The 15,006-nt window shown below is 73.6% G+C and carries 14 protein-coding genes and 1 pseudogene; 2 read left to right on the top strand and 13 right to left on the bottom strand.

Features of this window, described 5'->3' with window-relative positions; translation table 11 throughout:
• From VIM26_RS05195 to VIM26_RS05170, 6 genes are all read right to left on the bottom strand, one after another.
• Positions 1-1,401: L-aspartate oxidase (locus VIM26_RS05195; RefSeq protein ID WP_331949288.1), on the bottom strand; the 1,401-nt coding region annotated here is incomplete at its 3' end.
• Positions 1,398-1,850, bottom strand: a complete 453-nt coding sequence (gene panD, locus VIM26_RS05190) for an aspartate 1-decarboxylase (protein WP_331949287.1) — start codon at positions 1,848-1,850, stop codon at positions 1,398-1,400. The genes panD and VIM26_RS05195, both read right to left, overlap by 4 nt.
• On the bottom strand, positions 1,847-2,740 hold the full coding sequence (gene panC / locus VIM26_RS05185) for a pantoate--beta-alanine ligase (protein ID WP_331949286.1): 894 nt from the start codon (positions 2,738-2,740) through the stop codon (positions 1,847-1,849). Before panC ends, panD begins: the two co-directional genes overlap by 4 nt.
• On the bottom strand, positions 2,737-3,720 hold the full coding sequence (locus tag VIM26_RS05180) for a Rossmann-like and DUF2520 domain-containing protein (RefSeq protein WP_331949285.1): 984 nt from the start codon (positions 3,718-3,720) through the stop codon (positions 2,737-2,739). Before VIM26_RS05180 ends, panC begins: the two co-directional genes overlap by 4 nt.
• Positions 3,717-5,153, bottom strand: a complete 1,437-nt coding sequence (locus tag VIM26_RS05175; protein ID WP_331949284.1) for a PH domain-containing protein — start codon at positions 5,151-5,153, stop codon at positions 3,717-3,719. Before VIM26_RS05175 ends, VIM26_RS05180 begins: the two co-directional genes overlap by 4 nt.
• Entirely contained in the window at positions 5,150-5,650 is a 501-nt protein-coding gene (locus tag VIM26_RS05170) for a PH domain-containing protein (protein ID WP_331949283.1), read from the bottom strand. Before VIM26_RS05170 ends, VIM26_RS05175 begins: the two co-directional genes overlap by 4 nt.
• 230 nt (positions 5,651-5,880) lie before the next feature.
• Here VIM26_RS05170 and VIM26_RS05165 point away from each other — a divergent pair.
• Together VIM26_RS05165 and tnpB are read left to right on the top strand one after the other, a co-directional pair.
• A pseudogene (locus VIM26_RS05165) lies at positions 5,881-6,378 on the top strand (IS607 family transposase); the annotation flags it as partial.
• Positions 6,375-7,727 carry an IS607 family element RNA-guided endonuclease TnpB gene (gene tnpB / locus VIM26_RS05160; protein WP_331949282.1) on the top strand — a complete coding sequence of 451 codons (1,353 nt, stop codon included), beginning with the start codon at positions 6,375-6,377 and terminating at the stop codon, positions 7,725-7,727. The pseudogene VIM26_RS05165 and the gene tnpB, both read left to right, overlap by 4 nt.
• Positions 7,728-7,762: 35 nt before the next feature.
• Here the strand turns inward: tnpB and VIM26_RS05155 are convergent, their stop codons facing one another.
• The 7 genes from VIM26_RS05155 to VIM26_RS05125 form a co-directional block, all read right to left on the bottom strand.
• A complete protein-coding gene (locus VIM26_RS05155) occupies positions 7,763-8,254 on the bottom strand; it encodes a DUF3180 domain-containing protein (protein WP_331949281.1) in 492 nt (163 codons plus the stop codon).
• Positions 8,254-10,173 carry a 2-amino-4-hydroxy-6-hydroxymethyldihydropteridine diphosphokinase gene (folK, locus tag VIM26_RS05150; protein ID WP_331949280.1) on the bottom strand — a complete coding sequence of 640 codons (1,920 nt, stop codon included), beginning with the start codon at positions 10,171-10,173 and terminating at the stop codon, positions 8,254-8,256. Before folK ends, VIM26_RS05155 begins: the two co-directional genes overlap by 1 nt.
• Complete coding sequence (gene folP / locus VIM26_RS05145; protein ID WP_331949279.1) at positions 10,170-11,126, bottom strand: dihydropteroate synthase; 957 nt, start codon at positions 11,124-11,126, stop codon at positions 10,170-10,172. Before folP ends, folK begins: the two co-directional genes overlap by 4 nt.
• Before the next feature lie 6 nt (positions 11,127-11,132).
• Positions 11,133-11,723 (bottom strand): GTP cyclohydrolase I FolE, encoded by a 591-nt coding sequence (folE, locus tag VIM26_RS05140; RefSeq protein ID WP_331949289.1) that lies wholly within the window; start codon positions 11,721-11,723, stop codon positions 11,133-11,135.
• Between the two features lie 81 nt (positions 11,724-11,804).
• Positions 11,805-13,796: an ATP-dependent zinc metalloprotease FtsH gene (gene ftsH, locus VIM26_RS05135; RefSeq protein ID WP_331949278.1), complete on the bottom strand. Its 1,992-nt coding sequence runs from the start codon at positions 13,794-13,796 to the stop codon at positions 11,805-11,807.
• 146 nt (positions 13,797-13,942) lie between these two features.
• Complete coding sequence (hpt, locus tag VIM26_RS05130) at positions 13,943-14,497, bottom strand: hypoxanthine phosphoribosyltransferase (protein WP_331949277.1); 555 nt, start codon at positions 14,495-14,497, stop codon at positions 13,943-13,945.
• A 12-nt stretch (positions 14,498-14,509) separates the two neighbouring features.
• Positions 14,510-15,006: TilS substrate-binding domain-containing protein (locus VIM26_RS05125; RefSeq protein ID WP_331949276.1), on the bottom strand; the 497-nt coding region annotated here is incomplete at its 5' end.

Here is a 15,006-nt window from a genome sequence, read left to right as displayed (position 1 = left end):
GCGGACCACCCCGGGCCCGGCCGAGCCCGCCCGCTGGATCCGCGAGCGCGCCGCGGCCGCGACGAGCGCGCCCTCGCCGGGCCGCTCGACGGGCTCGCGCTGCGGAAGCTCGCCGGCGGTGACGCGCCGGGCGATGTCCCGCGCCGCGCGGTGGGCGAACACGAGCCCCTCGAGCAGGGAGTTGGAGGCGAGGCGGTTCGCGCCGTGCACGCCCGTGCAGGCGACCTCACCGGCCGCGTAGAGCCCGCGCAGGGTGGCGCGTCCGGACAGGTCGGTCACCACGCCGCCCGAGTGGTAGTGCTGCGCGGGGGCGACCGGCACGAGGTCCGTGGTCAGGTCGATGCCGTGCTCTCCCAGCCGCTCGGAGATCGTCGGGAACCGCTTGTGCAGGAAGTCCGCCCCGAGATGCCGCGCGTCGAGCAGCACGTGGTCCGCACCCGTCGCCGCCATCTGCCGCACCATCGCGTGCGCGACGACGTCCCGCGGCGCGAGCTCGGCCATCGGGTGCGCGGCCGGCATGAACCGGACCCCGTCGGTGTCCAGCAGCAGCGCGCCCTCCCCCCGGACGGCCTCCGAGACGAGCGTCAGCTGCCCGCGGACCCCGGATCCGAGCCACAGCACGGTCGGGTGGAACTGGACGAACTCGACGTCGCCGACGCTCGCGCCGGCCCGCAGCGCGGCCGCGATCCCGTCACCGGTCGCCTGGGTGGGGTTCGTGGAGGAGCGGAAGACCTGCCCGATCCCCCCGGTCGCGAGCACCACGGCACGCCCGAGCGCGGCACCGACGCCGTCGCGCGTGCCGGCGCCGATCACGTGCAGGGTCACCCCGCAGGCGGGTCCCGGGCGCCCGTCGGGGCCGGGCGCGGCGGTGAGCACGTCGAGCACGAGCGCGTGCTCGATGACCTCGATCCCGGGGTCGGCGCGCACCGCCTCGAGCTGGGCCAGCAGCGCGCGGGAGATCTCCGCGCCGGTCGCGTCGCCGCCCGCGTGCACGATGCGGTCGGCGTGGTGCCCGCCCTCACGGGTGAGCGCGAGCTCGCCGGCGTGGTCGAGGTCGAAGTTCGTGCCGCGCGCGACGAGCTCGCGGACCCGTGCTGGGCCCTCGGTGACGAGCACCTCCACGGCCCGGGGGTCGCACAAGCCCCCGCCCGCGGTGAGCGTGTCGACGAGGTGCGCACCCGGCGAGTCCTCCGGGTGCAGCGCCGCGGCGATGCCGCCCTGCGCCCACAGGGTCGACCCGGACGCGAGCACGCCCTTGGTGACCAGCAGCACGCGCGGCACCCGGGTGCGCAGCTCGAGCGCGGCCGTGAGCCCCGCGATCCCCGACCCGACGACGACGACGTCGGCCTGCGCGACCCAGCCCGCGACCGGGGCCGCGAGCCGCGCGGCGAACCGGGTCATCGGCGCGCCTGCTCGAACGGCACGCCGCTGGGCGCGAGCCCGCCGTGCATCGCGCGGCCGGCGGCCGGCAGCTGCCCGGGGTCACCCGACCGGTCCACGATCCGGTTGTCGCCATCGACGAACACCACGCGCGGGGTGTACGTGCGCGCCTGCGCGTCGGGCAGCGAGCCGTAGGCGATCAGGATGACGACGTCGCCCGGATGCACCAGGTGCGCCGCCGCGCCGTTGATGCAGATCTGCCCGGCCCCGCGCTCGCCCGGGATCACGTAGGTGCTCAGCCGCGCGCCGTTCGTGACGTCGACGATGTCCACCTTCTCCCCGGCCAGCAGGTCGGCGGCGTCGAGCAGGTCGGCGTCGACCGTGACCGAACCGACGTAGTGCAGGTCGGCCTGGGTCACCGTGGCGCGGTGGATCTTGGCGATCATCATCGTGCGCGAAAGGGCGGTCATGCGGACACCCCCGCCCGCTCGCCCAGCCGCAGCGGGACGTTGTCGATCAGCCGGGTCGCCCCGATGCGGGCCGCGACCGCGAGCACGACCGGCCCGTGATGGTCGGCGGGCACCTCCACGGCCGTCCGGGGGTCGATCAGCGCCAGGTAGTCCAGCTCGACGTCCGGTCCCACACCGGCCAGCACGGCCCGCGCGGCGGCGCGCACCGCGTCACCGTCCTCGCCGTCGAGCGCGACCCGTTTCCCGGCGGCGAGCGCGCGGAACAGCACCAGGGCGCGCTCGCGCTCGGTGGGGGACAGGTACGCGTTGCGCGAGGACAGGGCGAGCCCGTCGTCGTCGCGCACGGTGGGCGCCGCGACGATCGACACGGGCACGTCCAGGTCGCGCACCATCCGCTGCACGGCCATGACCTGCTGCGCGTCCTTCTGGCCGAACACCGACACGTCGGGCCGGGTGAGGTGCATGAGCTTGAGCACGATGGTCAGCGCGCCGTCGAGGTGGCCCGGCCGCGTGACGCCCTCGAGGACCTCGCCGAGACTCCCCGCGCTGACCCGCACGACCGGTTCGCCGTCGGGGAACACCACGTCGAGCGTGGGCGCGAAGACGATGTCCGCACCGACCCCGGCGAGCAGGGCCAGGTCGCGCTCGAGGTCCCGCGGGTAGGTGTCCAGGTCCTCGTCCGCGCCGAACTGCAGCGGGTTGACGAAGATCGTCACCAGGACCTGGTCGGCGAGCTCGCGAGCGCGCGTGACCAGCGACAGGTGCCCGGAGTGCAGCGCCCCCATCGTCATCACGACGCCGCGACCGTGGCCGGCGCCCGTCGCGACGGGCCGCTCGGCGAGCGCGGCGGCCAGCTCCTCGCGGGTACGGACCAGCACGGGCAGGGTCATGCGGGGTCCTCCTGAGGACTCGGTGGCTCGACGAGCGCGTCGAGAAGCTGCTGTGCGGCGGACGTGGCCAGGCGCCCGGCGGCGAGTGCGCGCTGGGTGCCCGCGCGGGCCAGCGCCCGGTAGGCGATCGGGATGTCGACGGCGCCGTCGCGCGCGGCCAGCGCGGTGAGCACCGCGAGGTGGTCCCGCACCGTGCCCACGTCGCCGCGGACCACCGGCCCGGTCATGGTGCCGATCGCCCCCTGGCCGGCGCGCGCGCCTCCCTGGGACGTCTCGGCGCGCAGCGCGCCGTCGAGCGCCGCGGTGAGCAGCGGCGCGAGCATCCGCCCCGGCTCCTCGACGCCCGCGGCGGCGAGCGCCTGCGCGACCTGGGAGATCAGCACGACGAGATGGTTCGCGCCGTGCGCGAGGGCCGCGTGGTAGAGCGGCCGGTCGGCCTCGGCGATCACGATCGGCTCACCGCCGAGCTCGACGACGAGCGCCTGCCCGATCGGCAGCACGGGCGCCGGCGCCGTGACGGCGAAGCAGCAGCCCTCCAGGCGCACCAGGTCCAGCGAGGTGCCGGTGAACGTCATCGCGGGGTGGACGGCGAGCGGGATCGCGCCGGCCGCGCGCGCCGGGGCGAGCACGTCCGTGCCGTACCGCCCGGACGTGTGCAGCACGATCTGCCCGGGCTGCCAGGCCCCCAGGTCGGCGAGGCCGGCGACCAGGGGGGCGAGCGCGTCGTCGGGCACGGTGAGCAGGACCAGCTCGGACCGCTCGACGACGAGCGGCACCTCGAGCACCGGGACGCCCGGCAGCAGGGCGTCGACCCGGTCGCGGGACGCCGCGGAGATCCCGCTGACCGCCACCACCGGGTGCCCGACCGCGCGCAGCGCGCTGCCCAGCACGGCTCCGACGCGGCCCGCCCCGACGACGCCGACCCCCAGCCGGCCGGGGCGCACGGGTGCGCCGCCGGGCGTCGGGGTGGGACCCGTCACGCGTCGTCCCTCGGGCGCATCCACAGCTCGGGGCCGGCGCCGGCGCGGGCGGTGCGCGCGCGGGCCGCCTGCTCGGTCATGAGTTCGCCCGCGACCCGTTCGTCGAGGTGCGGCACGCGCGGCGTGACCGGTCCGGGCGTGGAGTGCACCACGAGCGAGGCCACCTTGAGCCGGCGCTGGACGGGACCCTGGGCGAGTGCGAGGGACTGGGTGCGCTCGTGCGGGATGATGACGAGCCGGCGGGTCAGCCGGCCGCTGCGGATCAGCAGCGCGCGGTCGGTCACCACGTAACCGGTGCGGCGCCAGCCGAGCGGGTCGAGCCAGTGCGCGCGACGCGGCATCGTGGTGAAGCCGTCGTCCTCGCGGCCGCTGCCGTCCATCGCGGCGGCGAGCAGCGCGCGCGGGTCCGCGACCCCCAGATCGGGCAGCACGAGCCAGATGGCGACGAGCGCCTGGTCGCGGTCGCCGATGGGCAGCAGCACGTTCTCGGTGGACTGACCCTCCGCGCTGGCGTAGCCGGCGACGTTGATCTCGACGCGCCACCACCCGGGCCCGCGCCAGAGCAGACCCTGCGCCAGGCTGATCGCCTGCACGCGCCCCGGCGGGACGGTCTGGGTGCGCTCCTCGGTGAACCCATGGCGCAGCCCGATCCCCTCCGGGGAGATCCGTGCCTTGAAGTTGAACCCGCGCGAAAACCGGTTCCAGAAGACGCCGACGAACCCCAGCACCGCCGGGATCATCACGACGATCGTGCTGAACTCCCCCGACACGGCGACGGCGGTGATCAGCCCGGCGAGACCCAGCACGAGCACGACCGACGCCGCGGAGCGGGCCATCCCGGCCACCAGCCGCGCCGGGGGCACCTCCAGGACGTACTGCTCGGGCACCTTCGGCGCCGCCGTCGCCCCTTCGACCCACGGGGCCCCGGCCGCCCGGGCCAGCAGCTCCGCGCGCAGCGCGATGGCCTCGTCCTCGCGCAGAAACGCGAGCGAGACTGCGGAGCCCGCGCCGCCGGCCACCTCGAGCTTGAGCTCGGACAGGCCCAGGATGCGCGCGAGCAGCGGCTGCACGACGTCGACGGCCTGCAGCCGGTCGAGCCGGGCCTTGCGCTGCTGCCGGAACAGCACCCCGCTGTGCAGGTACACCGCGTCGTCGTCGATCGCGAACCGGGTCATCCGCCACGCGATCGCCGCGTACCCGAACCCGATGAGCGCGCCGCCGACGATGATGCCCAGAACGACGAGCCAGGTGCGTCCACCGAGCAGATCGCCGAGCTGCCGGACGTTCTCACCGGCAAACTGGAACGCGATCACGAGCAGCACGGCGAGGACCTTCCAGCCCTTCACCGCCGGCGTGACCGGGTGCATCCGGCGCCAGGCCAGCCCGCGGGCGACCGGCGCGTCGGCGACCCGAGCGCCGTCGTCGGAGGTCACAGGCCCGCCAGACGCGCCTCGCCGCGCGAGGCCAGCTGGTCGCGCAGGCGCGTGGCCTCGGCCGGCGGCAGGCCGTCGATCACCGCGTCGGTGCTCGGCGAGGCGGTGTGCAGCTGGACCGACGCGATGCCGAACGCGCGCGCGAGCGGCCCGGCCTGCACGTCGACGTACTGCATGCGTCCGTACGGGACGACCACCATCGAGCGGAACATGATGCCCTTGCGGATCAGCAGGTCGTCGGCGCGCTCGGCGTATCGGACCGCGCGCACCTGGCGCGGGATCAGCCAGGTCGCCCAGAGCCCGAGCGCGACGAGCACCGCCGGGATCGCCCACAGTCCGGCGAGCCCACTCAGCCCGGCCGCCACGGCGCCGCCGAGCGCAGGGAGCCCGAGCACGATCACCGTCGAGGCGAGTCGCGCGGATGCGAGCCGCGGCGACACGGCCACCCAGCGAACGTCAGCCGGATCGAACGGCCCACCCACCCCCAAAGCTTCCATACCCCCCATCCTTCCATCGCCACCACCTCCCCCGAGCCGGGACCGCCGTCCCGCGAGGTAGTACCCCCCGCGCGAGGTAGAGCCCTGGACCGCTCTATCTCGGCGCAGAGGCTCTACCTCGGCGGAGGGTTGCGCGTGTTGGCCTTTGGGCGCTAGATGGCGCTAGTGGGCGTGACGTAGTGGTGGTGTGAACTTGAAGGAGTGGGCGGGGCATCAGGGCGTGTCGTACCGTCCCGGCTCGGAAGGTCGGCGGCCTGGTCCTGATCGGCGAGCCCGTCACCGCGGAGCGGAGCACTGGGCTGACCGTGGTGTATGCCAGGGTGTCGTCCGCTGACCAGCGGCCCGATCTGGACCGGCAGGTCGCCCGGGTCACCGAATGGTCCACCGGGCAGCACCTGAGCGTGGATCGGGTGGTCACCGAGGTCGGGTCCGCGCTCAACGGGCACCGAGGCAAGTTCTTGGCCCTGCTGGCAGATCCGAAGGTGTCGAGGGTCGTCGTCGAGCATCGGGACCGGTTCGCCAGGTTCGGTGCGCAGGACGTGGAGGCTGCCATGTCGGGGTCGGGTCGTAGGTTGTTGGTCGTGGATCCGGCCGAGGTGGACGATGACCTGGTGGGTGACGTGAGCGAGATCCTCACGTCACTGTGCGCCCGCCTGTACGGGCGCAGGGCGGCGGCGAACCGGGCGGCGGGGGCTGTCGCGGTTGCGATGGCGGATGAGCCGTCGTGACCCTGCTCGCCGTCCGGGTGGCCCTGGATCCGACCCCGACCCAGGAGCGGGCGTTGCGGTCGCACGCGGGCGGGGCCCGGGTCGCTTTCAACTGGGGGCTGGCGAGGGTCAAGGCGAACCTGTCCCAGCGTGCGGCGGAGAAGTCCTATGGGATCACGGGCGAGGATTTGACCCCGTTCGTGGACTGGTCGTTCTATGGGCTGCGCAAGGCCTGGAACCTCGCCAAGATGAACGTGGCGCCCTGGTGGCGCCAGAACTCGAAAGAGGCTTACGCGAGCGGCCTGGAGCGCCTCGCGCGGGCGTTGAAGAGCTGGTCGGCGTCCCGGGGCCCCAAGCGCAAGGGCGCGAAGGTCGGGTTCCCCCGGTTCAGGTCCAAGCACAAGGCCCGCCCGTCGATCCGGTTCACCACCGGCGCGATCCGGGCCGATGGCACTACTGCGGTCCTGCCGAGGCTGGGTCGGATCAAACTGCACGAGGACGTCACCAACCGTCTGCTCGGTGCCCGCATCCGCTCTGCCACGGCGCGGTTCGAGCGGGGTCGATGGTTCGTCTCGTTCACGCTCGAGCAGGAGATCAACCGCCCGGCGCCGGCGCGCCCAGGCGCCGTGGTCGGCATCGACCTGGGGATCAAGACCCTCGCGGCCCTGTCGACCGGCGAGCAGATCCCCAATCCCCGGCGCCTGAACAAGGCGCTGCGCAAGGTCCGGCGACTGTCTCGGACCGCCGCCCGCAGGCAGGGCCCGTACGACCCGGCCGCGCGCCGCCGGAGGTCGCCGTCGAACCGTTGGCGCCGCGCGGCCGCCGCGCTTGGGCAGGCACAGGGACAGGTCGCCGACAAGTGCCAGGACGCCATCCACAAGCTGACCGCCGGCCTGGCTGCCACCTACGGGACGGTCGTGCTCGAGGACCTGTTCGTCGCGGGGATGGTCAAGAACCGGCGTCTGGCCCGGCACGTCGCGGATGCGTCGTTCGCTGAGATCCGTCGCCAGCTCGCCTACAAGATCGGGTGGCACGGCGGGACCCTGATCGTGGCCGACCGGTGGTTCCCGTCAAGCAAGACGTGCTCGGGGTGTGGTGCGGTGAGAGCCAAGCTCACCCTCGCCGAGCGCAGCTACGTGTGTGACGTCTGCGGGCTGGTGATGGACCGGGACGTCAACGCTGCGCTGAACCTGGCGCGGTACGGCAGGAATGAGCTGAACGTCGCCGCGAGTGGCGCGGAGACCCGAAACGGACGTGGAGCCGACCGTAAGACCGGGCTTGCCCGGCAGGTGGCCGTGAAACGTCAACCCGGCACCGCACCAGCGGGCCAGACCGGGACCGTCCCCTCGCAAGACGGGACTGCGGCATGAGCGCTATCCAGCGCCCAGCCGCAACGGTTCTGGGGTCAGGCGGGGGCGGGGTCGGTCGGCTCTTGGGCGGCCCGTTCCTTCGGTGAGGTGGTGGGGGGCGGGACGCGGCAGAACCATTCGACCAGCAGCCCGACGGCGGCGAGGATCAGCGCGCCCACCGCGGCGACCGCGGCGGCGACCCCGCGGGCCCGCCGCGAGGCGATGTCCAGGTCCCCCAGGACCAGCAGCACCTGAGCCGTGTACCAGCCGACGAGCAGGGACCCGGTGTACGAGGACGCCTTCGCCAGCACGGCCGTGCGGGCCGCCCGGATCGGGTCGAGGGTCGGCTTCTTGCCCTTGAGGAACTGCCGGACGGCCCAGCCCATCCGGAACACCATCCCGGAGATCACCAGCAGCACGACGACGACCAGCCACGGGACCGGCGGCAGGTCGACGCCCTGCCCGGCGAGCACGTGGAGCAGCAGCCAGCCGAGCAGCGTCGTGACGACCGCCACGAGCAGCAGGGTCTGCCACCTGGTCCGCTGCATCAGGAGGGTCGTTCTCCGGCGGCCGGCTCGGCCGGGGGCGGCGAGTCGGTCAGGTGCCAGTTCGGCGCGGCCGGCCGGTCGGGCACGGGCTGCACCGACCCGGCCGTCGGCCCCAGCCGGGCCGACAGGTGTCCGGCCAACGGGTCCGCCCGGTCGAGCGTGGGCGGGGCCGGCAGGTCCCGGTTCAACAGCTCCGCGAAGTCCACGGCGGGCGGGGCCTTGACCGGCGGCGCTTCGGCCGCCGGCGGTGCGGCCATCGGCGGTGCGGCCATCGGCGGTGCGGCCGTCGGCGGTGCGGCCGAGATCGGTTCAGCCGGCAGCGGTTCAGCCGGCAGCCGGTCGCCGGCGTCCACCATCGGCACGTCCCGGGTGATCAGGTCGGACGTCGCCCCGTCCCCGGTCGACGGTTCGGGCACGACCGGCACCTCACCGGTCCGCGGTTCCGCGGTGTGCGCGTGCGCGCGCGGGGCGGTCGCGTCGGGTCCGGGCGCGGCACTCGGTGCGTCGAGCCAGTCCAGCGCGAGCCAGCGGATGCCCTCGCGGTCCGGCGCCGTCGCGGCGAGCGCGGCCACCGGTCCCCCGCCCAGGCCGGGCAGGACGGCGTCGGGCGCGATCTCGACCCACGGCTGCAGCACGAACGCGCGCTCGTGTGCGCGCGGGTGCGGCAGCTCGAGGTCCTCGGTGACGGCCAGCGTGGTGCCGTAGACGATCAGGTCGATGTCGAGCGTGCGCGGGCCCCAGCGCTCGTGCCGCACGCGGCCGTGCGCCGTCTCGATGGCCTGCGTCGCTCGGAGCAGTGCCATCGGGGCGAGCGTCGTGCTCGCAATGACGATGGCGTTGAGGAAGTCGGGCTGTTCCGGTCCGCCGACGGGCGAGGTGCGGGCGAGCGGCGAGACGGCGTCGATCTCGATTCCGTCCAGGGCCGCGAGGTCCGCGACGGCCGCGCGCAGGGTGTCCTGGGCGGCGCCCCGGTTGGAGCCGAGCGAGAGCACGACCTGCACCTGCGCAGGCGGCGCGACCTCGAGACGGTCCATCTCGACCCGGTCCGGCCCGGCCGACGCCGACTCGGCCCGCACCGGCTCGGCCTGCACCGGCTCGGTCAGCGCGGGCTCGGCCCGCGACGGCTCGGTCAGCGACGGCTCAGCCAGCGCGGTCTCAGCCAGCGACGGCTCAGCCAGCGCAGACTCGGCGACGACCGGCTCGACGTCGTCGGATGGCATTGGGAGCTCGACGGCCGCGGGCGGGCGTTCGAACGGGCTCGCGAGCGGGCTGGCCGGCGGGCTCGACGGTGCGGCCGCGGAGACCGCAGCGAAAACCGTCGCAAACCCGAACGCGGCGTCATCGGACTCGTCGGCAGGCTCGGTGATCGGCGCGGGTGCCTCGGCCGGATCGCGCGGCACGCTCTGGCCCGACGTGGGCGTCCAGGCGACAGCCGAGGGCGTGCGGACCGGCGGGATCCACGCCTGGTCGGTCGTGGTCGGGGTCCACGCGGGCGTCGCCGGAACCGTCGTGCGGTCGCGCCGGATCGCTACCACGATGTCCTCGAACGGCACGGTGAGCGGCGCCTGCGGCTTGTGCACGACGACGTCGACGACCTCGACCCCGCGGTGCGCGAGCGCCGTCGCGGCGATCCGCTCGGCGAGCGTCTCGACCAGGTCCACCGGATCGCCCGCCAGCACCGCGGCGACCTGGGAACCCAGCGTGCCGTAGTCCACGGTCAGCGTGAGGTCGTCGCTCGCGGCCGCGCGCCGGGTGTCCAGGTGCACGATGACGTCGGCACGGAACACCTGGCCGTCGCGCCGCTCGTGGTCGAAGACCCCGTGGTAGCCGGTCGCGGAGATGCCGACCAGCCTGATCTGGTCGTACTGGCGGCCCGCTCCGTCGAGCGCGGCACCGGCATCGCTGGGCTGCGTGGTCACGTTGTTCGTGCTCCTTCGTTGTGGCTGCCGCGCTCGGTGTCGTTGCGGCGCCCGCCCGTGCTGCGCGTCGCCGCCGCGCTCCAGGCCGCCGCTACCCGGACCGCGTCGGCCGAGCCTCTCACCTCGTGCACGCGCACGCACCACGCCCCGGCCGCTGCCGCGAGCGCCGTCACCGCGGCGGTCGCGTGATCCCGCTCGAGCGGGGGCGCAGGCTCGCCGTCGGGCCCGGCGAGCAGATGGCCGAGGAACCGCTTGCGGCTCGCGCCGACCAGCACCGGCCGGCCGAGGGAGGCCAGCGCATCGAGGTGCGCGAGCAGCGGCCAGTTGCTCGAGCCCGGCTTGGCGAACCCGAGGCCCGGGTCCAGCACGACCTGTTCGTCCCGGACCCCCGCGGCGCGCAGCTCGTCGAGCCGGGTGGAGAGCTCGCGGCACACGTCCGCCACGACGTCGTCGTACACGTCGTAGGAGTCCATCACGTCCGCGTGGCCGCGCCAGTGCATCGCGACGTACACCGCCCCGCTCTGCGCGACGACCGGGTGCATGTCGGGATCCGCGAGGCCGCCCGAGACGTCGTTGATGACCAGCGCACCGCGCTCGACGGCGGCCCGCGCGACGGCGGCGCGGGTGGTGTCGACGCTCACCGCGGCGCCCTCGCGGGCCAGCGCCTCGATGACCGGCAGCACGCGCGCCAGCTCGACGTCGATCGGCACCCGCCCGGCATTAGGCCGGGTGGACTCCCCGCCGACGTCGAGCAGGTCGGCGCCGTCGGCCAGCAGCTCCAGGCCGTGCCGGACGGCGTCGGCGGGCTCGAACCAGCGCCCACCGTCCGAGAAGGAGTCCGGCGTGACGTTGACGACGCCCATCACCAGGGTCCGCCCGGCACGCGCGAGCCGCTCCGGCAGGCCCGCCGGCGACCGGGTGTGCGGCACTGACGCGTTCGGGACCGGGGACATCGCGAGTCAGTGGCCGATGATGAGGCTCATGGCCTCGGCCCGGGTGGCGACGTTGCGCATCTGCCCGCGCACCGCCGAGGTGACGGTCCGGGAGCCGGGTTTGCGGACCCCGCGCATCGACATGCACAGGTGCTCGCACTCGATCACGACGATCGCGCCGGCCGGCTGGAGGTGCTCCACGAGGGCGTCGGCGATCTGGGACGTAAGCCGCTCCTGCACCTGCGGGCGCCGCGCGAAGACGTCGACCAGGCGGGCGATCTTGCTCAGCCCGGCCACCCGGCCCTCGGCCGACGGGATGTACCCGACGTGCGCGACCCCGTGGAACGGCACCAGGTGGTGCTCGCAGGTCGAGTAGACCTCGATGCCCTTGACCAGCACCATCTCCTCGTGACCGAGCTCGAACGTCGTCTTCAGGACGTCGCTCGCGCTCTGCCGCAGCCCGGCGAACGTCTCCGCGTAGGCCCGCGCAACGCGCGACGGGGTGTCCTGCAGGCCCGCCCGCTCGGGGTCCTCCCCGACCGCGATCAACAGCTCACGAATCGCCGCCTCGACGCGCGCGGCGTCGTACACGCCCGGCGCGCGCTGCGGGGAGCCCACCGGTGAGCCCTGCGAGGAGGCCGCGAGCGAGCCCGCGGTCGATCCCGACGGGACGCCCGCCTCGGGTGCCGACGTCACCGCTCAGTCCTGCGGGGCGGCGTCGGGTGTCGGCGGGACGTCCATCGTCGCGACCAGGGAGCTGCCGTTGAGCAGCGCCTTCTCGCCCGGGGTGAGGACGGCCGGTCGCTGGGAGACGGCACGCTCCTCCGAGGAGAGCCAGACGTCGCGCGGCGGGCGCTTCGTGATCGGGGTGAAGATCGCCGCGAGCTCGGCCTGGTTGAGCGTCTCGTGTTCGAGGAGCTCCAGGACGAGGTGGTCCAGCACGTCGCGGTACTCCACGAGGACCGACCAGGCCTCGTCGTGGGCCGCCTCGATCAGGCGCCGGACCTCGCCGTCGATCACGGCGGCGACGGCCTCGGAGTACTCCCGGCCGTGTCCCATGTCGCGGCCCATGAAGACCTCCCCGGAGCCCTGGCCAAGCTTGATCGCACCGATCTTCTCGCTCATGCCGAACTCGGTGACCATCTTGCGGGCCGTCGCGGTGGCGTTCTCGATGTCGTTCGAGGCACCGGTCGTCGGGTCGTGGAAGACGAGCTCCTCGGCCACCCGGCCGCCGATGGCGTACGCGAGCTGGTCGAGCAGCTCGTTGCGCGTCGTGGAGTACTTGTCCTCGAGCGGCATGACCATCGTGTAGCCCAGCGCGCGACCGCGGGGCAGGATCGTCACCTTCGTGACCGGGTCGGTATACCGCAGCGCGGCCGCCACGATGGCGTGCCCGCCCTCGTGGTACGCGGTGATCTTCTGCTGCTCGAGCTTCATGATGCGGGTGCGCTTCTGGGGGCCGGCGACGACGCGGTCGATCGCCTCGTCGAGCTCGTGGTCCCCGATGAGCTGGCCGCCGGTGCGCGCGGTGAGCAGCGCAGCCTCATTGAGCACGTTCGCCAGGTCCGCGCCGGTGAAGCCGGGCGTGCGGCGGGCGACGGCCTCGAGGTCGACGGCGGGCGCCATCGGCTTGCCCTTCGCGTGCACCGTGAGGATCTGGGCGCGGCCCTTGAGGTCGGGCGGGTCCACCGAGATCTGGCGGTCGAACCGGCCCGGGCGCAGCAGCGCCGGGTCGAGGATGTCGGGGCGGTTGGTCGCTGCGATGAGGATCACGTTGGCGTTGACGTCGAAGCCGTCCATCTCGACCAGCATCTGGTTGAGGGTCTGCTCGCGCTCGTCGTGCCCGCCACCCATGCCGGCGCCGCGGTGGCGCCCGACGGCGTCAATCTCGTCGATGAAGATGATGGCCGGCGCGTTCTGCTTGGCCTGGTCGAAGAGGTCACGCACGCGGGAGGCACCCACGCCGACGAACATCTCGACGAAGTCGGAACCGGAGATCGAGTAGAACGGCACGCCCGCCTCGCCGGCGACCGCGCGGGCGAGCAGCGTCTTGCCGGTACCGGGCTGGCCGTAGAGCAGCACGCCCTTGGGGATCTTCGCGCCGACGGCCTGGAACTTCGCCGGCTCCGCGAGGAACTCCTTGATCTCGACGAGCTCCTCGACGGCCTCGTCCACGCCCGCGACGTCAGAGAAGCTGACCTGCGGAGACTCTTTGTTGACCAGCTTCGCCTTGGACTTGCCGAAGCTCATCACGCGCGAGCCGCCGCCCTGCATGTTCGACATCAGGAACCAGAAGATCCCGAGGATGATCACGAACGGCAGCAGCAGGCTGAGCAGGCTGGCCCACCAGGACTGGTGCGGGACCTCGGAGTTGAACCCGCCCTTGGGGTTCGCGTCCGCGATCGCCTGGACGACCGTCTGGCCCTGCGGGGCGACGTAGAAGAACTCGACGTTCTTGCCCTTGTTGTCCCCGCCGACCGAGTAGGCCTTGGAGAGCGTCAGGTCGACCTTCTGCTCGCCGTCGGTGATCTTGGCCTGTTCGACCTGACCCTCGCTGAGCAGGTGGAGGCCGGCCGACGTGTCGATCCGCTCGACCTTCGGGGACAGCATGGTGGAGGCAGCGATCCACAGGATCGCCACCGCCAGCACGATCCACACGGCGGGGCCGCGGGTGAGGCGCTTGAGATTCATGGGCGACGGGGGCGAACCCCCTCATCCCTCCAGATCGCTTTTGTGGCCGGTCGAACGTTGAAGTTACCCGTTCAACCTTGGGATTCGGCCCTCTGTTCGCCCAGGGCAGGACGAATCGCGCCCGGACCCGTCCTCGGTGCCCCGCGTCAGTGGCTGTAGACGTGCGGGGCGAGCGTTCCCACGAACGGCAGGTTGCGGTACTTCTCGTCGTAGTCCAGCCCGTAGCCGACGACGAACTCGTTCGCGATCTCGAACCCGACGTAGCGCACGTCGACCTCGACCTTGGCCGCGTCGGGCTTGCGGAGCATGGTCGCGATCTCGACGCTCGCGGGGCTGCGGCTGCGCAGGTTCGACAGCAGCCAGGACAGGGTCAGCCCGGAGTCGATGATGTCCTCGACGATCAGGACGTGCCGCCCGGTGAGGTCCGCGTCGAGGTCCTTGAGGATCCGCACGACGCCCGAGGACTTCGTGCCCGACCCGTAGGACGAGACGGCCATCCAGTCCATCTGCACCGAGCCGTGCAGGCGGCGGGCGAGGTCGGCCATGACCATCACCGCACCCTTGAGCACGCCTACCAGGAGGACGTCCTTGCCCGCGTAGTCGGCGTCTATCTGTGCGGCGATCTCATCGAGTCGCGAGGCCAGCTGCTCCTCCGAGAGCAGTACCCGCTCGAGGTCGGTGCCCATGTCCGCAGCGTCCACCGGTGGTGCTCCTCAGTCCTGGGGGGGTTGAGAGGTCAGCCTGCCATACGTGCGCACAAACCTGACCCGCCCCGGCAGGTCCACCGGGCCCTGCCCGTGCCAGGCGGTCACCAGGGCGTCGAGGGCGAGCACGTGCGTGCGGTGCACGGAGCCCGGTGGGCAGCCGGCGTCGATCGCCGCGGCTCGCAGGGCCCGGCGGCGCAGCGCGGCGGGAGCGTCGGCGAGCGCCGCGACGTCGAGGGGGCCGGTGCGGGGGTCTGCGCCGGGAACGGCATCGGGGCCGGCGGCGCCCTGGGCGGCGGCGGGGGTGGTAGCGCCCTCGGCGGCGGCGCGGGCCGCCGCGAGGAGCTCGGCGGCGAGCGCGTCGAGGGCGTCGGCGTCCTCGCGCAGCTGGTCCGCGGTACGCGCGAGGGCGAGCGCGACCCCGGGGCCGAGGACGTCCTCAAGCACGGGCAGCACGCGGTCGCGGACCCCGCTGCGCCGGGGGTCTGTGCGCAGCGCACCGGCGG

It is taken from the genome of Pengzhenrongella sp. (genome assembly GCF_036565025.1).
In the GTDB taxonomy this organism is placed as follows: Bacteria; Actinomycetota; Actinomycetes; order Actinomycetales; family Cellulomonadaceae; genus Pengzhenrongella.
The sequence above is the reverse complement of the archived record's forward strand: the minus strand, read 5'-3'. Positions and strand labels throughout refer to the sequence as shown.